Here is a 23,708-nt window from a genome sequence, read left to right as displayed (position 1 = left end):
ATGTCCTACGCCGCTCGCCTTCGATCTTCGGCCATGGCCGTGAGCTGCCCGCCCGCGAACACGCGCCCGGCCTGGCGGTCGACGACGACGACCCGGCCGACCTTGGACAGGGCGGCCACGACCTTGGCGAGCTCTTCGGTGGTCACGCGGTCTTGGGTCTCGACGCGCTCGTCCTCGGCGGGGGCTTTGGTCTGCGCCTGGCGCCGGAGCTGGGGCTTGCGCTCGCGCAGGGCCAGGCGGGCCAGCCAGTTGCGCGGCCGGGCGCGCTCGATGCCGTCGGTGCCGACGACGAATTCGATCTGCCCGCGCAGGCCTCCGCGGCCACAGGCGCCGTCGTGTCCCGCGCACTGGTTGACGACGGCGTCGAGCCACGGCCCAGGCCGGCCGGGGACGAACACGACGGCTCGACCCATGCCGCCCTGGCTGCGCCGCCGCAAGAACTCGCCCAGCCCCCGGCCGCCGCGCTCGGTGCCGCTGACCGTCGCCGAGCGGGCGAGCAGATCGACGGCCTGGTCCTTGCGCGTGGCGTCGTCGTGGCTGCCGTCGGCGCCGAGCACCCACTCGCTGCCCAGGGCGCCGCGCTCGATGGCCAGGCGCGCGGCCCCGGCCGCGGGCTCGTCGGCGGGCCCGGCCACGAGGTAGGCGCAGGTCTGGCGGATCGGGCTCAGCGCGCGCTCGGGGGAGCGCACGACGAGCTGGCGGGTGCGCGCGAACACCTTCCACAGCACGAAGCGGATCGGGTCGCCGGGGGCGTAGTGGCGCAGGTCGTAGAGCTCGCCCTCCATGGGGCCCTCGGGGTGGGAGATGTCCTCGCCGCCGGCCATGCCGCGGACGACCTCGACGCGGTCGAGGCGACCGACGGAGGGCACGAAGCGGACCTTGCGGTGCTCGGTCAGGCGCAGGCGGATCTGGGTCAGGCCGAAGATGTCGCCGACCTCGAGCTCGCGGACGACCTTGGCGACCTGGCCGCGGCGGGCCGCGAGCACCTTCTCGCGCAGCCGCCCGCCTTGAGCCTCGACGCGGACCTCGGCCTCGGGCTCGAGCCAGGCCAGCGGATGTCCAGAAGGCAGCCGCGCAGGCGCGGCAGCCAAAAGCCCGTGGCGACGGCGTAGCCGCACTCGACGTCGATGCTGCGCGCGCCCTGCTCGCCCTCGTCTCCGGGCGCGCCGCCGGAGCGATCGGTGCGTCGGTGCCAGCGCCAGGTCAGCACCGCGGCGAGGATGGTGGTCAGCATGGCGACGGCGCCGACGCCCAGGCCCGCGGCGCCGAGGACCAAGAGCACGAGGTCGAGGCGGCCGAGGCCGAAGCCGAAGAAGGCCCACGCGCAGCCGCCGAGCACGAGCACGCCCAGGGGCGTCAGCGGGATCGGGCCCATGGCCCGGGTCGCGAGCTCACCCGCGCGCCGGAGCCCGCGGGCCAGCTTGGGCCAGCGCGCCCGCTTGGCCAGCGCGCGGGGTTTGGTCTTGGCCTCAGCTGCGGAAGCCACAGCCCCCTCCTTCTTCCTCGGGCGGGTAAAAGGGCGGCGGGACCACGGCCACCCGGGGCGCCGTGTCGACCTCGTCGCCGTCGAGGCAGGCGACCCGGCGGAACACCACCGGCTCGTTCACCGCCCGGCCGCCGTCGTTGTTGACGGTCTGGAACTCGAGGATCTCCGGGTCGATGACCCCGGTGAAGTGGTCGAGGTTGTAGCCCATGTCCCAGGTGCCGCAGGGCACGTCGTCGACGCGGTAGTTGCCCACGCCCCCGAAGTTGACGGTCTGGTCGTGGACGTTGCCCTGGGCGTCCATGGAGATGACGTAGTGCAGGTCGCCGCGGCAGGCCGGCGGGGAGCTCTCGTGGGCCTCGGCGATCCAGCTTTGGTTGGTGATCGTGCCCTCGAACTCTTCGCTGCCCTCGGCGACGCGGCGCATCTCGAGGGTGAAGATGGTCCAGTCGAGGTAGATCTTGTCGTAGCTGTGGGACTTCCACACGCCGGCGACGGGGTCTTGGCAGGTCGCCGGCGGGGGCAGGCGCGCGCGCTGCTCGGCGACGGTCGAGGCCCGGGCGGGGCGCTGGCCTGGGGCCCAGCTGGCGACCACGAAGGCCCCGAGGGCCGCACACCCGGCGAGGGAGCGTCGCCGGACACGGACCTGCCGAGGAGGTCGCCCAGGGGGCCGCTGGCGGGGCGTGCTCGTCGCGTTCGTCGCCGTCATCGTGCTGGGGTGGGGGTCCGTGCCCGAGGGCGGTCCTGCCACGCTAGCACGGCTGTCGCGGCAGATCTCGCGCCCACGCGGGCGCTCGAGGGCCCCTCGACCCGCCCAAGTGGGCCACGCTCGGGGGCGGCGGCTGTAGGATGGCGGGAACAAGACGGCGACCGGCCCACTCCAACGCGCGAGCTGACGCTTCGCTTCCCGACCCGTGCCCCCCTCCAAGCTCCCTCCTGGCTACGGCCCCCGCGACCACAAGCGCGCCATCTCGTGGCTCCTGGACTGGGGCGCGGGCATCTTGATCGCCATCGTGCTCACGGCGATCGGGGCCGGACTGACCAACTACGCCCTCGACCCCGGCTTCGACGCCCTCGGGCCCCTGGTGGCCGTGGGCACGGTGTGCTGGCTGCTCGGCTCGGCCCTGGGCGTGTGGCTCTCGGCCGGACGCCCGCTCTCGGCCAAGCGGCTGATCTTCGCGACGCTCGCCGTGCTCGTGGGCTCGGGGCTGTTGCTCAGCCCGCAGCTGTTCGCCCTCGACGCCTACGCCGTGCGAGCCGGGACGACCATCGCCGCGATGATCCTCGCGCCCGTGTTTGCGATCCTCGGCCACGGCTTCGCGGGTGGCGAGGAAGATTGAGCGGAGCCCAGAGCGCGCGCTGGCGGGCTATGCTGGGGCATGGCCCGCCGCGCTCGCCTCCCGTCGATCTGCGCGGCCCTGTCCGTGCTCGCGTCCGCGCCGCTGTCGAGCGCGTGCGTGAAGGGGCAGGCACGCTCGACGAGCCAGCCCGAGGAAGGGGCGGGGACGGAGTAGGGGGAAGGCGAGGGCGCGTGCGGGGCCCAGATCGAAGGCGAGGGGAAGTGCGGGGAGACCCGCTGCGGCGGCTACCGGTTCGTGCGCGACGGCTTCCCGGGGCGCTCGGACGACTGACCCTCGCGCGGCCGCCCTACTGCGGGTTGACCTGCTCGAGGCTGAAGCCGGTCATGTCGCTGTAGGTGTAGGCCCCGACCAAACCACCCACGGACTCGATGTCGTGGGTGTCCGGGTCGACGCGGTAGGCCGTGTCGCCGCCCTTGGGGATGGACCATACGTAGCCGTGGAAGTCGATGGCGATCCCCCACATCAGCCCCTCGGGCATGGCGATGGTGTCGACGATCTCGAGGGTGTCGGTGTCGACGGCGTAGAGGGCGTCGTCGATGCCCTTCCACAGCCGGCCCTGGTCGTCGATCATGCAGCCGCCGGTGTGGCCGTAAAAGCCCTGCCAGTCCTCGATGAGGCTGGTGTCGAAGACCGAGCTCATGGCGTCGAAGCGCATGACGTGGCGGTTGCACAGGAACACCCGGTCGTCGCTGTCGATGGCGATGCCGTAGACGTGCTCGGGCTCGTCGTAGAGCTCGTAGCTGAAGTCCTCGCGGTCGACGCGGACCATCTGGTTCTCGTAGATCTGCGCGAGCCACAGGTTGTCCTCGCTGTCGACCACGGCCCCGTAGGCGCCGTGGCCCAGGGGCAGGCTGAGCTCCGGGATGGCGACGGTCTGGATCGTCGTGCCGTCGTCGCCGTCGAGGAGGCGGACCTCGACGGAGCCGTCGGCCGAGGTGTTGCCGCCGACCCACAGCTGCGGCGTCTCCCACAGGCAGTTGTTGTCGTCCCACACGCTCGCGGTCCAGGCGACGGCGCGCATGTTGGTGTAGGGCATGGGCGCGTGCCAGGCCCGGCACTCCTCGTCGTCCCAGGCGACCACGTCGTTGGGCCCGGCCGAGGTCTGCACGCCGGGGGTGCCGTTGGTGTCGGGGCAGGTCATCGAGTTGCCGATGATCTTGGTGACCCCGCCGGTGCGCGCGGCCACGGCCATGTCGCCCTGCTGGTTGACCGAGGTCCGCGAGGGCGAGCCGCCGCCGCCGGGCAGCACCTGGTAGCGGCCGACCTCGACGAGGGCCTGGGTGTCGATCTTGGACACCGTGCCCTCGTTGGAGTTGGCGATCCAGATGAAGGACTGGATGTTGCCGCCCAGGGGCGGCTGGCAGCCCTCGTCGGCGACGTCGAGCTTGATGCCGGTGTCCTCCTCGGTCGTGTCCTCCTCGGTGCTCGTGTCGGTCGAGGTGTCGGCGGTGGTCGTGTCGTCCGCGGTCTCGGTGCCCGCGTCGGTCGAGCCCTCGGTGGTCGTGGTGTCGGCGGTGGTCGTGTCGTCCGCGGTGGTCTCGGCCGTCTCCGAGCCGCTGCCGGAGCTGCCCTCCTCGCCCGTGCTCGCGTCGCTCGAGTCGCTGCCGGCGTCCGTGTCCGCGGACTCGTCGACCTCGTCGTTGCCTTCCTCGGCGCTGCTGTCTCCGCACGCGGCGAGCGAGAGCGACAAGGTCGCGGCGCTCAGCAGGGCGAGGGAGGCGGGAACACGCGCGCTGTCAAAATAACGGGAGAACACCTGGATATCGTAGCAGGACCCCCACCGCCGCGGGGGAGCTATCTTGCACGAGCGCCCGCCATGAACGACATCAACGCCTACCTCGAGAGGGTGTTCGCGCCCCATGCCGTGCCTGCGGCGATCGCTCGCGCGGCGGTCTTCGCCTTTGTCGACGACGACCGCATCTACCCCTTCGACGACTGCAACTTCGCAGAGCCCGGCGAGGACAGCCTCGAGACTTGGGCCGGGACGCCCGAGAGCGCGGCGGCGATGCGCGAGCAGCTGTTCATCTGGTTGCAGGGCAGCAGCGGCTGCCTGTACGGCTTTTGGTCCCACGACGGCCGCCCGATGCTCGACGCGCCGATCGTCTACCTCGACGACGAGGGCGACGGGAACGGGGTGATCGCCAACGGCCTCGACGAGTTCCTGGCCATCGCGGCCCACGGGTTTTCGCGCATCACTCCGCGGGGCTTCGAACCCGAGCTCGACGAGCTCGAGGGAGAGGCGGCGGAGGCCTTCTTCACGGCGCGTGGCATCGAGCCCGCGCCCGATCCTGCGCGCGTCGTCCAGGCAGCCCGCGCCGCCCACCCGGACTTCGACGCCTGGCTCGGCGCGAAGCTGGGTTAGGGCCGCCGCGCTCGAGCTTCGAAGGCCGCGATGGCTTCGTCCGGGTCGGCGCCGCTTTGGCGCAGCAAGCCCCGCACGGGCGCGCACAGGCGCTCGAGCAGCTGGGTCAGGGGGCTCGCGTCGGCGAGGGCGAGCGCGTCGATGCGCCGCTGGGCGTCGGCGCGGGCCTCGAGCATGCGGTAGACGCAGTAGGACGCCGCCCCGCAGGCGAACACCAGGGCCTGGGCCTCGCGCAGGGCCTCGGGGTCGCTCGACGCCTCGACGAGGTCCGCGAAGCGCTCGCGCTGGGGGTGGGGGGCCGTCAGCGCGTAGTGCAGCACCAGGTTGTTGCGCGGTCGGGACCAGTCGGGGCTCGCCGGGGTAGCGAGGGCGTCGCCGAGGTCATCGCCGATCTGGATCAGCCGACCCAGGGGCAGCCCGAGCTCGGCGATGGCGTCGGCGAGCTCGCGCGTGGCCCCGCCACAGCGCGCGCCGAGGGCGAGGGCGCAGCCGAACAAGGGCGGGGTCTTCATGTCGACGATGCGCCAGTAGGCCTCCTCGTCGGCGCAGCTCGCGAGGTCCTCGGCCTGGGCCTTCGCCGTGGCCATGGCCATGACCGCGAGGCGGCCCTGGAGCTCGGCCTCGACGCCCGCTGGCAGCTCGGCCTCGGCGAGGGCGCGGTGGCTGGCCGCCGAAAAGCCCAGCGCGAGGTTGGCCGCGCGACCGACACCGATCGGGTGGTGGAGGCCGCGGGGATCCTCGTCGAGCAGATCGTCGACGAGGTGGATGGCCGCGAGCTGGGCGAAGATCGCCGCGGCGGCGGGCAGCGCCGCGGTGGGGGGAGCCCCGACCGCGGCGCACGCGAGGGGCGCGTAGTCCCAGCACGGCAGGCTCGAGGGCGCGACGGAGCGATCGATGAACGCGCGCATGTCCGGGTAGCTCACGGCCTCGGGCATGGCGAGGAGGAGGGATCGAATCGCCTGCAGCGCCATCGCGCGCTCAGCTTTCGAGGGCCGGGGACGGGCTCCAGGGCTGCCAGCCCTCGACGGCCTCGAGGGCGTTGCGCAGGTCTGGGGTCCACTGCTGCCAGCCCATGGCCTCGACGGTGCTGCGCGGGTCTCCGCTCCACGGCTCCCAGCCCACGCTCTCGCAGGTGCGGGAGCCGACGGGCTCGGCCGCGTGGCGGTGCTCGCAGATGCCACGCAGGGCGCGGGTGAGCGCGTCGCCTCCTTCAGCCTCGATGCAGGATTGGTGGAAAGACTGGATGTCCATGCTCGGATACTCCGGATCGTCGCGGTCATCGGGGTGAGACTCGCCTTCGGTGACCGCGTCGAAGGCGAGCGCGCAGGCGCAGGCCCCATCGGCCCGAATCCGCGCGCCCATTGAAGTCGACGTGACCCCGCGCTGACAAGCTGGAGCGGGGTCGGGCCTGGCTCCCCGCCCGGGGCCGGGTGGGGCGTTGGCGCCGACCGAGTTCGCCCCATCGCGGGGCATGGGAGGTTCAGGGCAGCCAGCCCATGGGGTCGTCGGCCTGCTCCTCCTGCCCGCGGATCACGTTGCGCCGCTGGGTGGCGATGGCCGCCCGGGTGTCCTCGGCGAGCAGGGGAGGGATGCGCAGCTTGTGGGCGGCGCCCTCGAGCAAGATGCCGCCGGTGAGCAGGTCGCTGCGGACGCGGCGGATGTTGCGGAAGGCCAGGCGCTCGCCCTTGCCGAGCATGTCCAGGGTGATCACCGAGTTGTCGGTGACCATGACGTAGCGGCGGCTGTACCACTCGCGGGCGAGCAGCAAGGCCGCCGGCGCGAGGGTGGGCACGAGCGGCTTCCACAGCTCCTCGAGGGGCTGGGACCACAGCTGGGGCGCGAACGCGGTGGCCAGGGCCAGGACGACGAGGCCAGCGGCGAGCACCCAGGCCACCGGTCGCCAGGCGATGGCTTCTTTCGCGTTCCACCAGACCACGGGCTCGCCGACGCGCAGCAGCTGGCTCAGACCAAAGGGCACGGTGCCCGGGGACTCGGGCGCGCCGGGGGCGAGGCGGCGACCCTTGCTCGACGCGGGCGCGCTCGAGACCACCTCGGCGTCGACGACGGCCTCGCGGTCCTCCGGGGCCGGCATCAGGCGCAGCTGGGGCCGGGCTGGTTTGGGTTCGCCGCTCACGACGGGGGAGTGTCCTCGCTGGCTTCGAGCACGTCGAGGGCCGGGCCGCTGCGCCAGCTGAGCTCGTCGGCGCGCGCGCCCAGGCGGCGCAGGCTGTGGTCGAGGACGACGAGCGCGGCCATGGCCTCGACCATGGGCACGGCCCGCGGCAGCACGCAGGGATCGTGGCGGCCCTTGCTGGGCACGAAGTCGATCTCGCGGCCGTCGCGGGTGGCGGTCTGCTGGGTCTTGAAGATCGTCGCCGTGGGTTTGAAGGCCACGGCGAAGCGGATGGTCTCGCCGTTGCTGATGCCGCCTTGGATGCCGCCGCTGTGGTTGGTGGCCGCGCGGACCTGGCCGTCGCGGACGCGGAAGGGATCGTTGTGGGTCGAGCCGCGCATGGTCGTGGCCGCGAAGCCCTCACCCACTTCGAAGCCCCGGGTCGCCGGGAGGCTCATCATGGCGTGGGCGAGCTCGGCGGTGAGCTTGTCGAAGACCGGTTCGCCCAGGCCCGGGGGGACGTTACGGACCACGCAGCGGACCACGCCGCCGAGCGAGTCCCCGTCCTTGCGGGCGGCTCGAATCGCGGCCTCCATGGCCGTCGCCGCCTCGGGGTCGGGGCAGCGGACCGGGCTTTGATCGACCTGCGCGCGATCGACGGTGGACTCGTTGACGCTGTTCCGGTTCAGGCTCAGCTCGGCGATGCGCTCGACCCACGCGATCACCTCGACACCGAGGCGGGCACGGAGCAAGTCTTCAGCCAGGGCCCCCGCCGCCACGCGGGCGACCGTCTCCCGCGCCGATGAGCGCCCGCCGCCCGCGACGGCTCGCCGACCAAAGCGGGCGTCGTAGGTGAAATCTGCGTGGCTGGGGCGATACAGCTGGGCGAGATCTGCATAGTGGCCACTCTTGTAGTCCTTGTTGCGGACCAGAAACGCGATGGGTGTTCCCAGGGTCATACCCGTCTCGGGGTCCACGCCCGACAGCAGCTCGCACGCGTCGGCTTCCTTGCGCTGGGTCGTCAATGCGGATTGCCCGGGGCGCCGCCTCGCCAATTGCGCCGCGATGGCCTCGGCCGGAAAACGGTGCCCTGCGGGGCATCCGTCGATGATCGCGCCCAAACCCCCGCCGTGGGACTCGCCGAAGGTCGTGACGCGGAAGCGTTCGCCGAAGGTGTTGCCAGCCATGAATTGATCGCCCGATCGTCCCGATTCGATTCGGTCGGCACCTTACTCGCAATGGACCGAGGGGGCGATGCCCTCTCGGTCGGAGGGTGGTGACTTCGACCCATGCAGTCAGACGCACAGTTCGGCTTGGCGGCCGGCTGATGCGCGATTTAGCGCGAATTATGCCAAATCCGCTGTACGGGCGTCCCTGTGCCAAGGTAGAGGTCACAGTGCGTACGCGACGCCACTTGACTAGGCGGACATTTCGAGAAATTGATGTAGAGGTAGTCACCTACTTGGCAGACCGCACTTGGGCGGCGCGAAGTGGACTATGGCGGCGAAGACATGAAGCGTTTCACTTGCGTATCGATGGGCCTGTTGGCTCTGAGCATTCTTCCTCTCGGCTGCACTGGCGACGACACGGTGAGCGCTTCGGCCAGCGCCGACGAGGACGGGGAGAGCGACACCGCGGCGGATGAGGTCGGCTCCACGGACACCGACCCCGACGAAGCCGGCAGCTCGGACTCGAGCACGGACGAGGCCACCGAGGACACCACCGACACGACGGAGGAGTCGACGGAGGAGACCACCGAGGAGTCGACGGAGGAGACCACCGAGGGCTCCACGGAAGAGACCACCACCGAAGACGACACCACGGACACCGAGACCGACACCGGCGGCAGCCCCCTCGACGAGATCCCCGAGGAGGAGTGGGAGCCCGTGCCCAACCCCGACGGCGTGCCTCAGCCCCTCCCGGGCGTCTACACGGACCTGGGCCCGGCCGATCCCAACGACTCCTTCCGGGCGCTGATGGCCCTCGACGTGCGCGACCGCGAGGGCCTCGACGCCTTCTTGTTCGACGTCAGCGATCCGCTCAGCAGCATCTACGGCCAGTACCTGACCTGGGACGAGCTCGTCGAGCACCACCTGCCAGAGCAGGACACCGTCGAGCTGCTCGAGGCCTGGCTCGAGTTCGAGGGGCTCAGCGTCAACTGGGTCACCACCTCGGGCATGTACACCCACTTCTCGGGGCTCGTCGGCCAGTTCAACGAGGCCTTCGACACCGAGCTGCGCCTTTGCGAGCGCACGAACCCGCAGATCGGCCAGCCGCCCTTCATCGTCTACTGCACGACGGACTCGATGACCCTGCCGGCCTTCGTCGCCGGCATCAGCCCCGGCGTCATCACCTGTGACCTGCCGGCGGAGGAGGGCTCGCTGCCCAACGAGATCGGGGACATCATCGCCGATCCGCCGGACAACCTCAGCTGGGGCCTGCACCCCGAGCGCGTGGCCAACATCTACGACGTCACGCCGCTCTACGACATGGGCTACGACGGCTCGGGCCAGGCCATCGCGGTGATGACCGGCTCGCGCCCGCACACCAAGTGGATGCAGACCTTCTGGCAGAGCTTCGGCATCGTGCGCCCCAACCCCATCGTGGTCGAGATGCTCGAGCCCGCGGTGTTCCGCGGCATCGAGGCGACCCTCAACCCCGCGTGGGCCGGGGCCATGGCGCCGGGCGCCGAGATCATCCAGTACGCCGCGCCGGACACCCGCAACACCTCGTCGCTGTGGGCCTTCAACGAGGCCATGTACCGCATGCCCGTCGACGGGGCCAAGGTGCTGACCACCTCGCTGGCGCACCGCGAGGACGCCGAGCCCAAGCTCGTGCGCGAGTCCTACGACGTCTCGGCGGCGATCGGCTCGGCCCAGGGCCTGACCCTGCTCAGCGCCGGCGGCAACTCGGGCGAGACCGACACGCCCGGATCGAGCCCCTACATGACCGCCGTCGGCGGCACGCGGGTCTACTCGACCAACCAGGGCGTGGTCCAGGACGAGGTCGCGTGGAGCGAGTCGGGCTCGGGCGAGACCCTGTCCTTCCCCATGCCCCCGTGGCAGGTCGAGGTCGCGGGTGACCTCGCAACCAACGCCATGACCGTGGACCTGGCCCTCGCCGCCGCGCCCTTCATCGGCTCGGCCTACTGGATCTACTGGGTCGGCGACTGGGAGCTCTACGGCGGCACCAGCTTCGCCACGCCGACCTTCTCGGGCATGGCCGCGGTCATGAACGAGTACCGCGAGGACAACGGCATGGAGCCCCTGGGCTTCTTCAACCCGAAGCTCTACTACTCGACGCAGGCCCAGAGCCAGGGCTTCCGCGACATCACCACGGGCGCCACGGACGACTGGGCCGCGGGCGCCGGCTGGGACGTGCCGACCGGTTGGGGCGCCCCGATCGTCGACGAGCTCGCGCAGATCCTGCCCTGAGCCGTCTGCCTGCACGACGAGAGCGTCCCTGTCGGGGCGCTCTCGTTTTTGGTTGGGTCAAGGCGTCTCGTCGAGGGCGTCGAGGCGCTCTCGGGCGAGCGCGGCCTGCTGCTCGTGCTCGGCCTTGGCCTCGCGGTGGTGGTCCGCGAGGCGAAACAGCAGGTCGGGGACGTCGGGGTGATCGACGTCGAGCTCGGCGAGGAGCTCGGTCAGGAACGCGATCTGCTCGGCGCGGATCTCTGCGGAGGTGCAGCTGCGGCACTTTCGAAAGCGCCGGCCGGGCTCTTCGAACAGGCGCTCGGCCGCTCTGGCTCGGGCGCGGTGAGCCTGCTCGAGGCGGCGCGCGAGGGCGTCCTCGGTCACGGTCGGCGTCCTTCGAGCGGGGCGAGGGTAGGGGACGTCGTCGGAGGACAGGTCGCCGGCCGGGGAGGCCGCGAGCAGCGAGAGCGCGAGGGAGAGGCCGAGCACGCTCGAGCAAACGAGGCTGGCGGAGAGTCGGTGTACGACTCGTTTCGATGGGGCTGTGCGCGAGTGGGCTCGAGTTTGCGATCGTCGGAGGTGTGGCTGCGGTCATGCACGGCTCCGCACGGATGACCCTCGACCTGGACGTCATCATGGAGTTCTCTGTCCCCAACCTCGAGCGGCTGCTCGAGGCTCTGAGACCACACGACCCGCGCCATGCGACCAGGCCGGAGCTGTCGGTGGGAGGCCTTTGGCCATCCTTGCCGGGTCATCGAACTCAGCGCGCTCATCGAGGTCAAGCGTCGCGCTGGACGGCGCAAGGACATCGAGGTCGTCCACGAGCTCGAAGCGATCCGGGAGCGGCTGGAGTCTGAGGCTTAGCCCGCTCGCAGGCTCAGCGCGGCCCGTCGTGGACGCAGCGGACGCGTCGCTTGCTCTCGGGCTTTTGCCGGCGCTTGAAGCCGGCCGGGTCGAGGACCTCGGGGCCGGGCTCTTCGGCGTCGAGGTCCCAGGTGTCGATCCACCGCCGCGCGGGGGTGAGCTCGGGGTGGCGCAGCAGCTCGCCGCGCAGCTCGATCTCCGTGGGCAGGCGGAAGTTGCCGGGGTCCTCGGCGGAGAGCATCAAGCACGCGTCGATGGCCTCCTCCCACTCGTAGAGCTCGGCCACGCCCTGACACTCGCCGTCCTCGTCGAGCACCATGCCCATGTCGCAGGCCTGCCACACGAGGTTGGGGCCGTAGGCCATGAGCTCCTCGTCGCTTGGACCGCAACCACCGCTCGCGCCCGCGAGCAGGGCGAGGCTGAGGAGGAGCTGCGGGAGGCGGCGGGGCACGGCGGGCAGCATGATACGCGGCTCATGGGTGACGACAAGGCCGCGTCAGGCGGTCGCGTCGCGCCCGAGGAAGAGGTTGGCGAGGCTGCGCACGGCCGGGGCGGTGGGGCGGCCTGCGGCGAGCATCACCGCCGGCTCCGAGGGCGGGCTCGGGTAGACCACCGGGAGCACGACCAGGCGGCCCATGGCGGCGTAGCGATCGAGCACCGAGCGCGGGCCGAGCACGATCATGTCCGAGGTCTCGGCGAGGCTCACGAGCACCTCGTAGTTGTCGCAGCGGATGTCCGCCGTGGGTGCGGTGCCGAGCAGGGGCGCGAGCTGGTCCTCGGCGAAGCGCCGCATGCGAGCGGGCGGGGTGGCGCCGGCGCGGGGGTAGGCGAGGAGGTGGGCGAGCGTCGGGGTCTCGGAGCCGAGCAAGGGGTGCTCGGGACGCACGGCGCCCGCGAGGGGATCGGGGCCCAGGGCCTCGACCTCGAGCTCCGCGTCGTCGACGACTTGCTGCTCCCGATCGGAGACGATCAAGTGGAGCTCGCCCTCGACCAGGGCCGGGGCGAGCTCGGTGGTCGAGCCGACCTGGATCACCAGGCGCACCGTCGGGAAGCGCTCTCGAAAGCGCGCGAGCACGTCGGGCATGGGGCCCAGGGCGACGACGGGACCCACGCCCAGGCGAATCTCCTCGAGCTGCCCGTCGCGGAACAGCGCAGCCTCGCGCTGGAGATCGTCGGCGGCGCGGACCAGGGCCCGCGCGCGGGCGAGGACCTTGGCGTGCAGGGCGTTGGGGGCGAGGCGCCGGCCGCTGCGGTCGAACAGCGGGGTCCCGAGGCCGTCCTCGAGGGACGCGATGGACTTGGTGAGCGCGGACTGGCTGAGGTGGATGGCCCGGGCCGCGGCCTGGAGCGTGCCGTGGGCGTCGAGGGCGAGCAGGTGGCGGAGGTGGCGGAGCTCGAACCCAGCCAAAGTATTCTTGTTATTCATGTTTTGGTGACAAAATACCACTTGTAGGCATGGCTTGGCCGGCCCAAGCTGAGGCGTGGCGTTGAACTACCGAGCTGTCATCGTGGGGGTGGGCCTGAGCTTCGCCATCGCCGAGGTGCTGGCCGATCGGGTCCGCGGCCGCACGGGCTCCCAGCTCGCCTTCGACGTGGTCTCGGGGGGCGCGGTGGGCTTCGTGGTCGGCCCCCTCGTCACGGTGGCCGCGAGCTTGCTCCTCGACGCCGTGACGCCCGGGAGCCGCGACGCCCTCGCCCACCTTCCCGCGTGGGCGATGGTCGCGATGCTGCTGCTCGGCGACGACCTCACCCAGTACTGGTGGCACCGCGCCTGCCACAGCGTCCCCTGGCTCTACACCCTGCACCGGGCGCACCACAGCGCGCCCTACATGAGCGTCTCGATCGTCTACCGCAACAACCTACTGTACTACGCGCTGATGCCCGGGCTGTGGATCGCCGGGGCCCTGGTCCACCTCGGCTTTGGCAGCGTCTACGCCGTCTACATCATCGTCAAGCTCACGGTGATCATCGGCGCCCACTCGAGCCTGCGCTGGGACGCGCCGCTGTACCGGGTTCGGGCGCTGCGGCCGGTGATGTGGGTGGTCGAGCGGGTGCTCTCGACGCCCTCGACCCACGCCATGCACCACGGGCTGCACGCGGACGACGGCGTCACCCACTACAAGGGCAACTACGGCAACCTGCTCTTTTTCTGGGACGTGCTGTTTGGGACCGCGCGCATCACCAGGCGCTACCCCGAGGCCTTTGGCATCGAAGGGCTGCGCCCGCAGTCCCACGCGACGGAGCTGGCCTGGCCCTTCGTCCCGCTGCAGCCCGAGGAGGAGGCGGCGGGGGAGCTGGGGCAGACGAGCTCGGTCGGGTAGCCACGCCACGCCATGCCAGCCGGGTCGTGAACGCTCGGGCAGGAAATGCGGACGCTCGGTAGGTGGGGGCGGGCTAGGATCCAAGGGTTCGCCAGCTCGCCATGGACCTCCTCAGCGACATCCTGCGGGTCATCCCGCTGCACGGGACCCTCTACTTCCGGGCCGAGCTCGGCTCGCCCTTTGGCCTCGCGGTGCCTCGCAACGAGGGCGCGGCTCGCTTCCACATCGCGCTGGAGGGCGAGTGCACCCTCGAGCTGGGCGAGGGCGAGGGCGTGCGCCTGCGTCGGGGAGAGCTGGCCCTGGTGCCCCACGGGGCGCGCCACCACCTCGTCGACGCCCCCGCGCGCTCCGTGGTCGAGCTCGAGGCGGCCCTGGCCGCGAGCGGCTGGACCGGCGCCGGGCCCTTTCGCTACGGCGGGCCTGGGGCGCGGACGACCCTGGTCTGCGGACACTTCGCGTTCCCCCCGGGCGTGCTCCACCCGCTCCTCGACGCCCTCCCGAGGGTGCTGCACTTCGGCGCGGACGCGGGCCACGACTTTCGCTGGCTCGACGACGTCATGCGCTACATCGGCGAGGAGGCCGGCGGAGACCGGGCGGGGCGGGAGGCCGTGCTCAGCCGCTTGGCCGAGATCCTGTTCATCCACATGCTCCGAGCCTACGTCGAGAGCTGCGAGGAGGACTCGGCCGAGAACGTGCTCGCCGCCATCGCCGACCCGCAGCTCGGCCGGGCCCTGACCCTGATCCACGAGCGGCCGGCTCAAAAGTGGAGCTTGCAGGCCCTGGCCCAGGGCGCCGGCATGAGCCGGACCCTGTTCGCCGAGCGCTTCGCCGCCTGCGTCCAGCTGACGCCCATGCAGTACCTGACCCGCTGGCGCATCGAGCTGGCCAAGGCGCAGCTGCGCCAGTCCGAGCGCTCCGTCGCCGAGGTCGCCGACTCCGTCGGGTACCTGTCCGAGGCCGCCTTCGGCCGGGCCTTCAAGCGCCTCGTCGGGGTCGGGCCGGGGGGCTACCGGGCGAGCTGGCAGCGCGACGGGGCGGGCGTGCGCGCCTGAGTGCGGCGGTTCAGGGGAAGGCAGGCGGGCCGCCGCCGGCGTTGATCAGGTGGTTGCAGGTGTCGAAGCTGCAGGTGCTCTCGCCCAGCTCCCCGCTCCAGTCCGCGTACACGACGTTGACGTAGTAGACCTGCCCCGGCGTCAGCGGGCACGAGCCCAGCTCGACGTTCGAGGCCCCGGGCAGGTGCCAGGGGATGCGGTTGCCCGGGGAGTAGCGGCGGCACAGCGGGTCCACGGCTTCGAACTCCCCGCAGGTCGTCGACAGCGTGAAGGTCGCGTGGGTCGGGACTCCCCCGACGCCGCTCTCGCCCCACTCGAAGCGCCCGCGCAGCTGGTCCGGCGCGGCGGTGCTGGTGTCGAAGCGCAGCGCCTTGTAGTGGTCGCGGGCGACGAACAGGCGCTGGGGGACGCCCGAGACCCCCCACATGCCGGGCCAGGCGACGTCGTTGCTCGGGTCGGCGTCGACGTTCTCGGCGTAGAGTTGGGCGAAGTCCGTCTGCGAGTCGTCGCGGGCGACGCGGGTGCCGGGCAGGACGCTGGGGCAGCCGGCGGGCTCGCCCCCGCTCTCGTCGGCGCTCTCGCCCTCGCTCTCGCTCTTGCTGGACTCCTCACTGGAGCTTTCGCCCTCGCTGGAGCTTTCGCCCTCGCCCTCGTCGGAGCCCTCGCCGTCATCAGCGTCCGCGTCAGCCTCGGACCCCGTCGACGCTTCATCGCCGCCGGCGTCGGTGAGCCAGCCAAAGGCCGGATCGCGCCCCGTGGTCTCCGGCGCGCACGCCAGCAGGCCCGCGCACGCCAGCGCCGCTCTTCGTCGAAGTCGCATGCCCCCACCTTCCCCGGGCTCGCGCGCCTCGACCAGGCTCGAGCGTCCGGAGTTCGAGCCCGAGCGTCCATGACCACAAAGCGCATAGTTTCGAGTAACCGCCGAGAAAATCACTGCGTAGCTCGGGGCATGTTACGAGTCACCTCCACCCTCATGTTGTCGCTCTTCGTGGCGTCCAGCGCAGCGTGCATCGACGAGGCCCCCGAGCTCGACCCGGACGGCTGGGAAGAGCTCGATCTGGTCCGCGCCGGGCCGAGCGACGGCCTCGACGAGTGCGTCGAGTCCTGCGCCGCCGATCAGGTCGCCTGCGAGCTCGAGGACGCCCTCGCCTGCGTCTACCAGGAGCCCAGCTGCGGGGCCGACTGCGACGGCTTCTTCGACTTTTGCGTGTTCATCTGCGAGGACCACTTCGGGGATCCGGGGACCAACGGGGCCGGCAACGGGACCGGCAGCGGGACCACGAACGGGGCCGGCAGCGGGACCGGGAAGCCCGCCCCCGACGAGGCCGCCCAGGGGAGCGGGCTGCAGTGACCGGGCCCGCCCTCTCGGGCAGGCCGCCGGCGTCGAGCATGGGGCACGGACGCTGGGCAATGGTCATGTTTCGTGCCCAGGGCATATGCAAAAGCATGCACAAAGCCATCGCTCCGACCCTCTCTCTCATCGGCCTCACCCTGACCGGCACCCTCGCCTGCGACCCCGAGGCGACGAGCCGCGACTTCGAGGACCCCCGCGCCTTCGCGGACCCCGAGCCCCTGCCCCCGCCGCCGGGGGTCGACGAGGGGGCGCTCACCCAGCTCGGCTACTGGCAGGGGAGCTTCGAGATCGAGCTGCGCAACGACACGCCCACGCAGTGGTTCAGCCCTTGCCTGTGCGCCCTGCACCACCCCTGGGTCGATGTCTTCGCCGACGGCAAGGTGCCCAGCACGGGCGCGGCGACCTTCGCCGAGGACGGCTTCAACGGGGTGTTCGCGGAGGAGCTGCGCGCGGACCCCAACGTCTACGCCGTGCTCGAGTGCGCGCCGGGGCTGACCGCGCCCGGTGAGACCCGGACCGAGAGCCTGTCCGGCCCCGCGTGGGCGCGGCTGAGCTGCGCGGCCATGCCCGTGACCACCAACGACGTGCTGACCACCGTCGGCGGGGCGCCGCTCCCCCACGCCCTCGGCGACAGCGTCGACCTGGCCAGCGTCGAGTGGGACATCGGCTCGGAGGAGGACAACTACTCCCCGGACTCCATCCCCCTCGACAGCGTCAACCTCCAAGACGGCGCGCCCGCGGTGCTCAGCTTCTTCAGCCGCGCCTTCGCCCAGGACGGGGTCGTGACCGCCGAGGGCAGCATGGAGGTGTTCGAGGTCTACGAGGGCAGCGCCGACTTCCCCGCCGAGGACTACGGCTGGGAGGGCTCGGCCTCGACCTGGACGGTGACCCGCGTCGAGTAGTCGGGGCGCTCGCCCATGACGTCCGAGCGGCGTCTCGCAGACGGCCCGAGTCGTCGGCGGGGCGCCGCTCGACGATCGCGTGACCGTCGAGGGCGCCCGCTTCGAACGCAGGGTCATGACTCCCGGACGCCCGCGCATGGTGGGCGCAGGTTCGCTGCCTAGATTGAAGGTATGTCGACTCGAACGATCCACAGCCTGCTCGTCGCCGCCGCGGCGTTGACGGGCGCCTGCGCAGCCTCATCTCCAGACTCCGAGGGGGGTGGAGAAGCTTCGGCCCAGACCGAGGCCGAGACCCACGCCGCAGAGACCTCGGCCTGCTCGCGCTACGGCGGGCCCGGCGAGGTCGGCGGGGTGGTCAGCGAGCACATCGTGCCGGCGCTGACCGGCGACTGCCGCGTCTCCGCGATGTTCACGAGCCTCCCCGAGCCGGCCCAGGTCCACCTCGTCGAGTGCCTGACCATCCAGGTCCAGGAGCTGTTCGCGTGCGAGGGGGCCAGCTACGCCGGGGCCGAGGACTCCACGGGGGCGCTGTGTCGGGACATGGTCAGCGCGCACGCGGGCCTGGGCATCACCAACGGGGACTTCGACGCGGTCATCGAGGACATCGTCGCGGGCCTGCAGGCGGCCGGGATCAGCCAGGCGGACATCGACGCCGTCGCGCCGGCGGTGCTCTCGACGCGCGCGGACATGGTCGAGGTCCAGACCGACGCGCTCTCGAACTCCTCTTGCGGCTGAGCCTGGAGCCGCCGCCGACCCGAGCATGGACCGTAGACATGAACGACATCATCAATGACGACATCAACCTGGGGTCCGAGGACAGGGCGAGGGCGCTGCTCCCCGTGGCCGTCGACCAGGCCTGCGCCGAGGTCAAGCCCACCCTCGAGGCCATCGAGCGGCAGCTGGGCTTCGCGCCCAACCTCCACCGGGTCCTCGCCCACGCGCCCCCGGCCCTCGACAGCTACGTGCAGCTCACCAAGCTGTTCGCGCGCACGAGCCTGTCGCCCGTCGAGCGCGAGGTCGTGCTGATCGCCGCGAGCCGCCAAAACGCGTGCGGCTACTGCGTCGCCGCGCACAGCATGCTCGCCGAGGGCGCGGGCATGGCGATCGAGGACCTCGCGGCGCTGCGCCGGGGCGAGCCGCTCGCGGACCCGCGGCTCGGGGCGCTCGCGGCCTTGGCCGGCGAGCTGGTGAGCGGAGGGGGCAAGGCGAGCGCCGAGACCCTCGCGGCCTTCGAGGCCGCGGGCTACACTCGGGCCCAGGCCCTGGAGGTCGTCGTGGGCCTCGCGCTCAAGACCCTGAGCAACTTCAGCGTGCACCTCGCGGAGATCCCCCTCGACGCGGCCTCCGCCTCCTGGGCGCTCCCCGAGGAGTGAGCCCGACCGGACCCGAGCCCCATGTCCGAACCGTCGAAGCTGCTGGCCGAGATCCGCCGCTGCACTCTGTGCGAGGGCTTGCCCCTGGGCCCGCGGCCGATCGTGCAGCTCGACGCGCGCGCGCGGATCTTGATCGCCGGTCAGGCCCCAGGCCGGCTCACCCACGCCAAGGGCGTCCCCTTCGACGACCCCAGCGGCGAGCGGCTGCGAGACTGGCTGGGGGTCGACCGCGCGACCTTCTACGACGCGAGCAAGTTCGCCGTCGTGCCCATGGGCTTTTGCTTCCCGGGCAGCGGCAAGTCGGGGGACCTTCCGCCCCGGCCCGAGTGCGCCGAGCGTTGGCGCGAGCCCGTGCTCGAGGCCTTGCCCGCCGTCGCGCTGACCCTGGTGCTCGGGCGCCACGCGATGGCCTGGCACCTCGGGCTCGAGCGGCGCGCGACGCTGACCTCGGTCGTCGAGGGCTGGCGCGCGCGCTGGCCCGAGCACCTGCCGCTGCCGCACCCGAGCCCGCGCAACCGCCGGTGGTTTGCCAACAACCCCTGGTTCGAGGCTGAGGTCCTGCCGGTGCTGCGCGGGCGCGTGGCCGAGCTCTTGGGCTCGGGCTGAGGCTCAGAGGCTCTCGGCGATCATCTGAATCTCGGCGAGGAGCTCCTCGCCCGTGAGGTTCTCGAAGCCGCCGCCGATGCCGTGGCTGGTGACGAACACGACCTCCATCGTCTCGCGCACGACGACCATGTCGAAGCCCTTGCCGTTGCCGAAGGGCGAGTCCATGAAGGCCTCCGCCGTCGGGGCGGTCTGCCCGTCGCCGACGCACCAGCCGAGCTCGCTGCCCTGGCTGTCCATGAAGTTCCGGCAGCTCTGAGCGGTGCCGGGGGTTCCGAAGCCGTCTTGCGCGAGGATCCAGATGACCTCCGCGCCGGCGTCCACGATCTGCTGCTCAACTTGCACGACCGAACCGGTGTGCTGCACGCAGCCCGGTCACCAAGCGGGTACGGAGATGAACACGAGTAAGTCGTGGATGCTCCAGTCGATGACCGCGTCCGTGTCGCAGGGGACCTCTTCGAGGTCGAGGGCGGCCGTGGTCCCGTCGGCGCGGATGGCCTCGGACCAGCTGTAGGGCCACAGGACCTCGTTGAGGGCCATGGGCTCGACGGCGCCGTCCGGGTAGGCGCAGCTCATGCCGGTGGTCTCGGTGGTGCCGTCGTCGGTGGTGGTGTCGGTGCTGGACTCGGTGGTGCCGTCGTCGGTGGTGGTGTCGGTGCTGGACTCGGTGGTGCCGGCGTCGGAGCTCGAGCCCGAGTCCGACTCCGTGTCCGTCGAGGTCGTCCCGGCGCTGTCCGAGCTCGACTCCGTGTCCATGGCGCTGGTGCCCGTGTCCGCCGCGAGCTCGTCGCCGCCGCCGCCGTCGTCGGTGCAGCCCGTGCCAGCGAGGGCCAGGGCCAGACCGCCGACGAGGAGCCGCCCGATCCGTGGTGAGTGTTCAGTTGTTCGCATTTACAGTGTCTCCGCGATCATTTCGATCTGCGCGAGCAAATCGGACCCGGAGATGTTGTCGTTACCGCCTGGCGTCCCGTGACTGGTCGAGAACTCGATGACCATGGACTCCCGGGGCACGATGATGTCGAAGCCCCGCATCTGGCTGAAGGGCGAATTGTCGAAGGTGCCCGCCGTCGGCATGGTCTCCCCGTCGCCCACGCACCAGCCGAGCTGGCTGCCCTGCGCGTCCATGAAGTCGCGGCAGGCCTGGGCCGTGCCGGGTTGGAAGAGGGCGTTGGCCTCGAGCACCCAGATGATCTCGGCGCCCGCGTCGACGATCTGCTGCTCCACTTGCACGACCGAACCGGCGTGCTGAACGCAGGCCGGTCACCAAGCGGGGATGGAGATGAACACGAGTAAGTCGTGGATGCTCCAGTCGATGGCCTCGTCGTCGGCGCAGGGGGCCTTGGCGAGATCGAGGAAGGCCACGGTGCCGTCGGCTCGCACGGCGCCGGGCCAGCTGTAGGGCGACATCACGGCGTCGAGGGCCATGGGCTCGACGGCCCCCTCGGGGTAGGTGCAGGCTACGCCGGTGTCGGTGTCGGTGTCGGTGCCGGTCTCGGCGTCGGTGCCCGTCTCGTCCGAGCTCGAGCCCGAGCTGTCCGTCGCCGTCGACTCCTCGCTGTCTTCGGTCATCCCGACTTCGTCCATGCCCTCGTCGCCGCCGGAGTCGGCGCAGGCGAGGGAGAAGGCCGCGACGAGGGACAGCGCGACGCGCCGGCCACTAGCGTGAACACCATGCTTGCCCATCGGGGCGACGGTACACCACTGGCGGGTCGCCTGGCGGGCCACCTGGCTCATTCCTCGGGTGGGACGATCGCCACCGGGAGGTGCGAGCCGGCCGCTAGCCCCATGCCCGTGCTCGCCGTCCACAGCCGCTCGGCGGTGCTCAGCTGCCGCGAGCCGCACACGATCATGCAGCCGTCGAGGCGCCGGGCGGTGGCGATGAGCTCGTAGACCACGGGCCCAGAGATCACCTTCTGTTCGCCCTCGAGGCCATTTTTGTCGCACCACTGGGCCAGCGTCTCCTGGCTGCGGCCCATGTGTTGCTCGTGCAGGTCGACCCAGGCGCTCTCGGGCACGTAGGGCAGGCCCATGGGGACGCTCAGGGCGATGGCTTGGATGTAGACGACGGGGCGATCGATGGCTTTGCCGAGCTGCATCGCGTAGCGGGCCGCGGCCAGGCTCGCGGGCTCGGGTGTCACGGCGCACACGATCGGCCCGGCGCCGAGGTGCGCGGGCTGGAGGTCGGGGGGCACCACGAACACGGGGGACTCGGCGCGGCGCAGGAGCCGACGGCAGATGCGGCCGAGGCGGACGAGGGCCCGCTCCTCACCTCCCGCGCGGCGACCGACGATGAGCCCGGTGACGGTGCTGAGTCCGCCGCTGACGGCGAGGGCCCGGACGACGTCCGTGGTCACGAGGGCGTGGACGTGCTGGTAGTGCTCGCGGACCCCCAGGGACTCGAGGGCGGCCTCGGCCGCGCGCCGGGCCCGGTCGACGAGCTGAACCCGCGCGCCCGAGTCGGGGAGCTCGAGCAAGCTCGCGTCGACGAGGTGCACGCCGTCGAGGTGGATGGAGGGGTCGCGCTCGTGCAGCCAGGCGGCGAAGCGGGCGGCGCCGTGGCTTCGCGGGCGGAGATCGAGGCCCACCCTCCAGCGAGGAGCGTCGTCGTGGCCGAGGGCGGGGGAGGTCGGGAGCGTGTCGTCGGACATGGGCCACTGACACCCTAGTCCGACGCAGCATCTGCGTGGATCGCAATCTCTACGGTCGAAGGCGCAAGGGGGCGCAGGTCCTGCCGGCACCGTCAGAGCAGCGCATCCCAAAAGTCGCACTGCTCGGTGCGCAGCCCGGCGCCCTCGATGATCGGGTCGTCGAGGTCGAGGTAGGGATCCGCGCCGTCGTAGGCCGGCCCCTCGAACACCCCCGTCGCCGCGAACTCGACCCACCGAGCCTGCATGGCCTCGCTCAGCGCCACGTCCGAGGGCAGGCTCGGGTAGTTGATGCCCTCGAAGATGCTGAAGTTGTCGAACAGGTAGAGGAGCTCGAGGCCGTGGAAGGCGTAGGCGGGGGTGTCCGGGGGGACGAAGTAGCCGTCGTAGGCGAACTGGTAGCGCCAGGTCGGCGCGCCGCCGGCGAAGCTGGCCTCGGCGCCCCGGCGGGCCGAGCAGATGAACTTCAGGTCCGTGGTCAGCTGGGCGTACATCTCGCTAGGGCTGGGGTAGTCGGCGAAGGGGTAGGCGGCGAGGACCTGGGGCGCGAGCGCGGAGAAGGTCGCGTCGATCAGCGCGGTGACCTGGGCCTCGGTGAGCCCCGGGGGGACGTCCCGGAAGGTCTCGTCGCGGTTGCTGCCGATGACCAGGGGCGTCCCGGGGGTGCCGGCGGCCATGGCCTCGAGGGGCGACGCGGGCAGCACGACGCCGTCGACGTGGGGGCCCCAGCCGCGGCCGAGGGCGGCGACGCTCGGATAGCCCGTGGGCTCGAGCAAGGCGAGCTCCTCGGGGGGCAGGGCGCGCAGGCAGGCGACGACCTCCTCGGGCGTGCCCGTACAGCCCGCGCTCGCGGCCAGCTCCTCGGCGTTGGGGTCGACGGCCGCCCGGGTCGGCGGCGAGCAGGCGCCGCTTTGGACCAGGGCCGCGCTGAACAGGCCCTGGGCGGCGGGGGTGGTGATCAGCGCGCAGGTGTTGACGGCGCCCGCGGACTCGCCGAACACCAGCACGCGCTCCGGGTCCCCGCCGAAGGCCGCGATGTTGGCCTGCACCCACTCGAGGGCCGCGATCTGATCCTGGAGCCCGTAGTTGCCCGAGACCCCGTCGGGGCTCTCGGCGTCGAGGCCCGGGTGGGCGAGGTTGCCCAGGGCGCCCAGGCGGTAGTTGAGGGTCACGACCACGACCTCCTGGGTGTGCGACAAGGGCGTGCCCTCGTAGAGCGGCTCGACGGCGCTGCCGATGGCGTTGCCGCCCCCGTGGATGAACACCATCACCGGCAGGTCCGCGCCCACGCAGGCCTGGGGCGTCCACACGTTGAGCTGCAGGCAGTCCTCCTCGCCCTCGGTCCCGCTGCCCTCGGCGTCGAGGGGCTGGACGCACTTGGGCCCGCGGGTGAACGCGACGAGGGGCTCGTCCCAGGGCTCGGGGGGCTGGGGCGGGGCGAAGCGCAGCGGGCCCACGGGCGGCGCCGCGTAGGGGATGCCCCAGTAGCGCAGGCCCTGGCCGTCGACGGCGTCGCGGCCCTCGACGAGGCCGAGGGTGGTCTCGACCTGGAAGGGATCGGGGTCCTCGCCGCAGGGTTGGCCCGGCCCCGTCGACTCCTCGCCTTCGGTCTCGGTCTCGGTTTCAGTTTCAGTTTCAGTTTCAGTTTCAGTCCCGGTTTCAGTCCCGGTCTCGGTCCCGGTCTCGGTCTCGGTCTCCGTCTCCGGCTCTCCCGTCGAGTCCTCGCTCGAGTCTCCAGCCTCGTCATCCGTCCCGGGGGTCTCGCCGCCGGTTCGCTCGGGTTCGCTCGTGTCCGGGCAGGCGCTCGCAAACACGAGGGCGAGGGCGAGGATGGGTACTCTGGGTTTGGGCGTGGCAGCCAT

At 71.6% G+C, this 23,708-nt stretch carries 30 protein-coding genes and 1 pseudogene; 13 read left to right on the top strand and 18 right to left on the bottom strand.

Annotated elements, in window-relative coordinates; all coding sequences use genetic code 11:
- Positions 1–5 precede the first annotated feature (5 nt).
- Genes PPSIR1_RS43865 through PPSIR1_RS26500 form a run of 3 tightly spaced genes read right to left on the bottom strand, consistent with a single transcriptional unit; the run spans position 6 to position 2,234 of the window.
- A complete protein-coding gene (locus PPSIR1_RS43865) occupies positions 6–986 on the bottom strand; it encodes a DUF58 domain-containing protein (protein ID WP_006974274.1) in 981 nt (326 codons plus the stop codon).
- Entirely contained in the window at positions 914–1,486 is a 573-nt protein-coding gene (locus PPSIR1_RS26505; protein WP_006974273.1) for a hypothetical protein, read from the bottom strand. Before PPSIR1_RS26505 ends, PPSIR1_RS43865 begins: the two co-directional genes overlap by 73 nt.
- Entirely contained in the window at positions 1,470–2,234 is a 765-nt protein-coding gene (locus PPSIR1_RS26500; protein WP_232296553.1) for a hypothetical protein, read from the bottom strand. Before PPSIR1_RS26500 ends, PPSIR1_RS26505 begins: the two co-directional genes overlap by 17 nt.
- 163 nt (positions 2,235–2,397) lie before the next feature.
- Between PPSIR1_RS26500 and PPSIR1_RS26495 the strand changes: the two genes are divergently transcribed.
- From PPSIR1_RS26495 to PPSIR1_RS51455, 3 genes and pseudogenes are all read left to right on the top strand, one after another.
- Positions 2,398–2,823: a hypothetical protein gene (locus PPSIR1_RS26495; protein ID WP_006974271.1), complete on the top strand. Its 426-nt coding sequence runs from the start codon at positions 2,398–2,400 to the stop codon at positions 2,821–2,823.
- 39 nt (positions 2,824–2,862) lie between these two features.
- Positions 2,863–2,997, top strand: a complete 135-nt coding sequence (locus tag PPSIR1_RS50845) for a hypothetical protein (protein WP_006974270.1) — start codon at positions 2,863–2,865, stop codon at positions 2,995–2,997.
- 12 nt (positions 2,998–3,009) lie between these two features.
- Positions 3,010–3,114: pseudogene (locus PPSIR1_RS51455) on the top strand (hypothetical protein); the annotation flags it as partial.
- 16 nt (positions 3,115–3,130) lie between these two features.
- Here PPSIR1_RS51455 and PPSIR1_RS26490 read toward each other — a convergent pair.
- Positions 3,131–4,600, bottom strand: a complete 1,470-nt coding sequence (locus tag PPSIR1_RS26490; RefSeq protein WP_157596012.1) for an NHL repeat-containing protein — start codon at positions 4,598–4,600, stop codon at positions 3,131–3,133.
- A gap of 60 nt (positions 4,601–4,660) precedes the next feature.
- Between PPSIR1_RS26490 and PPSIR1_RS26485 the strand changes: the two genes are divergently transcribed.
- Positions 4,661–5,206, top strand: coding sequence for a hypothetical protein (locus PPSIR1_RS26485; protein ID WP_006974268.1), 546 nt, complete (start codon positions 4,661–4,663; stop codon positions 5,204–5,206).
- Here the strand turns inward: PPSIR1_RS26485 and PPSIR1_RS48310 are convergent.
- From PPSIR1_RS48310 to aroC, 4 genes are all read right to left on the bottom strand, one after another.
- A complete protein-coding gene (locus PPSIR1_RS48310; RefSeq protein WP_157596011.1) occupies positions 5,203–6,141 on the bottom strand; it encodes a polyprenyl synthetase family protein in 939 nt (312 codons plus the stop codon). The genes PPSIR1_RS26485 and PPSIR1_RS48310 overlap by 4 nt on opposite strands.
- Before the next feature lie 43 nt (positions 6,142–6,184).
- Positions 6,185–6,568 (bottom strand): hypothetical protein, encoded by a 384-nt coding sequence (locus PPSIR1_RS48305; RefSeq protein WP_006974266.1) that lies wholly within the window; start codon positions 6,566–6,568, stop codon positions 6,185–6,187.
- Between the two features lie 118 nt (positions 6,569–6,686).
- The gene (locus PPSIR1_RS26470) at positions 6,687–7,340 is read right to left on the bottom strand and encodes a hypothetical protein (RefSeq protein ID WP_006974265.1); all 654 of its coding nucleotides are present in this window, start codon (positions 7,338–7,340) and stop codon (positions 6,687–6,689) included.
- Positions 7,337–8,506, bottom strand: a complete 1,170-nt coding sequence (gene aroC, locus PPSIR1_RS26465; protein ID WP_045116787.1) for a chorismate synthase — start codon at positions 8,504–8,506, stop codon at positions 7,337–7,339. Before aroC ends, PPSIR1_RS26470 begins: the two co-directional genes overlap by 4 nt.
- Positions 8,507–8,908: 402 nt before the next feature.
- On the opposite strand from aroC, the gene PPSIR1_RS26460 reads away from it, so the two are divergent.
- The gene (locus tag PPSIR1_RS26460; RefSeq protein WP_006974263.1) at positions 8,909–10,753 is read left to right on the top strand and encodes a S53 family peptidase; all 1,845 of its coding nucleotides are present in this window, start codon (positions 8,909–8,911) and stop codon (positions 10,751–10,753) included.
- 57 nt (positions 10,754–10,810) lie between these two features.
- On the opposite strand, the gene PPSIR1_RS26455 is transcribed toward PPSIR1_RS26460, so the two are convergent.
- A complete protein-coding gene (locus PPSIR1_RS26455) occupies positions 10,811–11,221 on the bottom strand; it encodes a hypothetical protein (RefSeq protein WP_006974262.1) in 411 nt (136 codons plus the stop codon).
- A 210-nt stretch (positions 11,222–11,431) separates the two neighbouring features.
- Between PPSIR1_RS26455 and PPSIR1_RS48300 the strand changes: the two genes are divergently transcribed.
- Positions 11,432–11,596, top strand: coding sequence for a hypothetical protein (locus PPSIR1_RS48300; protein WP_006974261.1), 165 nt, complete (start codon positions 11,432–11,434; stop codon positions 11,594–11,596).
- Positions 11,597–11,609: 13 nt separating this feature from the next.
- Here PPSIR1_RS48300 and PPSIR1_RS26450 read toward each other — a convergent pair whose 3' ends face one another.
- Both PPSIR1_RS26450 and PPSIR1_RS26445 read right to left on the bottom strand, forming a co-directional pair.
- The gene (locus PPSIR1_RS26450; protein WP_157596010.1) at positions 11,610–12,047 is read right to left on the bottom strand and encodes a hypothetical protein; all 438 of its coding nucleotides are present in this window, start codon (positions 12,045–12,047) and stop codon (positions 11,610–11,612) included.
- Positions 12,048–12,092: 45 nt separating this feature from the next.
- Entirely contained in the window at positions 12,093–13,022 is a 930-nt protein-coding gene (locus PPSIR1_RS26445) for a LysR family transcriptional regulator (protein ID WP_086001716.1), read from the bottom strand.
- 55 nt (positions 13,023–13,077) lie between these two features.
- Here PPSIR1_RS26445 and PPSIR1_RS26440 point away from each other — a divergent pair, with 55 nt between their 5' ends.
- Entirely contained in the window at positions 13,078–13,917 is an 840-nt protein-coding gene (locus PPSIR1_RS26440; RefSeq protein WP_045116786.1) for a sterol desaturase family protein, read from the top strand.
- Between the two features lie 101 nt (positions 13,918–14,018).
- The gene (locus PPSIR1_RS26435) at positions 14,019–14,969 is read left to right on the top strand and encodes an AraC family transcriptional regulator (RefSeq protein ID WP_006974257.1); all 951 of its coding nucleotides are present in this window, start codon (positions 14,019–14,021) and stop codon (positions 14,967–14,969) included.
- Between the two features lie 10 nt (positions 14,970–14,979).
- Here the strand turns inward: PPSIR1_RS26435 and PPSIR1_RS26430 are convergent, their stop codons facing one another.
- Positions 14,980–15,789, bottom strand: coding sequence for a hypothetical protein (locus PPSIR1_RS26430; RefSeq protein ID WP_006974256.1), 810 nt, complete (start codon positions 15,787–15,789; stop codon positions 14,980–14,982).
- Positions 15,790–15,942: 153 nt separating this feature from the next.
- On the opposite strand from PPSIR1_RS26430, the gene PPSIR1_RS26425 reads away from it, so the two are divergent.
- From PPSIR1_RS26425 to PPSIR1_RS26405, 5 genes are all read left to right on the top strand, one after another.
- Complete coding sequence (locus PPSIR1_RS26425; protein WP_006974255.1) at positions 15,943–16,320, top strand: hypothetical protein; 378 nt, start codon at positions 15,943–15,945, stop codon at positions 16,318–16,320.
- A 95-nt stretch (positions 16,321–16,415) separates the two neighbouring features.
- Positions 16,416–17,225: a spondin domain-containing protein gene (locus PPSIR1_RS26420; RefSeq protein ID WP_006974254.1), complete on the top strand. Its 810-nt coding sequence runs from the start codon at positions 16,416–16,418 to the stop codon at positions 17,223–17,225.
- Between the two features lie 171 nt (positions 17,226–17,396).
- Positions 17,397–17,960: a globin family protein gene (locus tag PPSIR1_RS43860; RefSeq protein ID WP_006974253.1), complete on the top strand. Its 564-nt coding sequence runs from the start codon at positions 17,397–17,399 to the stop codon at positions 17,958–17,960.
- Positions 17,961–17,998: 38 nt separating this feature from the next.
- The gene (locus PPSIR1_RS26410) at positions 17,999–18,598 is read left to right on the top strand and encodes a carboxymuconolactone decarboxylase family protein (RefSeq protein WP_006974252.1); all 600 of its coding nucleotides are present in this window, start codon (positions 17,999–18,001) and stop codon (positions 18,596–18,598) included.
- A gap of 21 nt (positions 18,599–18,619) precedes the next feature.
- A complete protein-coding gene (locus PPSIR1_RS26405; protein WP_006974251.1) occupies positions 18,620–19,204 on the top strand; it encodes a uracil-DNA glycosylase family protein in 585 nt (194 codons plus the stop codon).
- A gap of 3 nt (positions 19,205–19,207) precedes the next feature.
- Here PPSIR1_RS26405 and PPSIR1_RS26400 read toward each other — a convergent pair whose 3' ends face one another.
- The 6 genes from PPSIR1_RS26400 to PPSIR1_RS26375 all read right to left on the bottom strand — a co-directional run bounded on the left by PPSIR1_RS26400 (position 19,208) and on the right by PPSIR1_RS26375 (position 23,708).
- Entirely contained in the window at positions 19,208–19,546 is a 339-nt protein-coding gene (locus PPSIR1_RS26400) for a hypothetical protein (RefSeq protein ID WP_157596009.1), read from the bottom strand.
- 30 nt (positions 19,547–19,576) lie between these two features.
- The gene (locus PPSIR1_RS26395; protein WP_006974249.1) at positions 19,577–20,092 is read right to left on the bottom strand and encodes a hypothetical protein; all 516 of its coding nucleotides are present in this window, start codon (positions 20,090–20,092) and stop codon (positions 19,577–19,579) included.
- Positions 20,093–20,431, bottom strand: coding sequence for a hypothetical protein (locus PPSIR1_RS26390; protein ID WP_157596008.1), 339 nt, complete (start codon positions 20,429–20,431; stop codon positions 20,093–20,095). It lies immediately after the preceding gene.
- 30 nt (positions 20,432–20,461) lie between these two features.
- Entirely contained in the window at positions 20,462–20,884 is a 423-nt protein-coding gene (locus tag PPSIR1_RS26385; RefSeq protein ID WP_157596007.1) for a hypothetical protein, read from the bottom strand.
- A gap of 47 nt (positions 20,885–20,931) precedes the next feature.
- Entirely contained in the window at positions 20,932–21,849 is a 918-nt protein-coding gene (locus tag PPSIR1_RS26380; protein ID WP_006974246.1) for a universal stress protein, read from the bottom strand.
- A gap of 92 nt (positions 21,850–21,941) precedes the next feature.
- Entirely contained in the window at positions 21,942–23,708 is a 1,767-nt protein-coding gene (locus PPSIR1_RS26375) for a carboxylesterase/lipase family protein (RefSeq protein ID WP_086001715.1), read from the bottom strand.

It is taken from the genome of Plesiocystis pacifica SIR-1 (assembly GCF_000170895.1).
GTDB lineage: Bacteria > Myxococcota_A > Polyangia > Nannocystales > Nannocystaceae > Plesiocystis > Plesiocystis pacifica.
The sequence above is the reverse complement of the archived record's forward strand: the minus strand, read 5'-3'. Positions and strand labels throughout refer to the sequence as shown.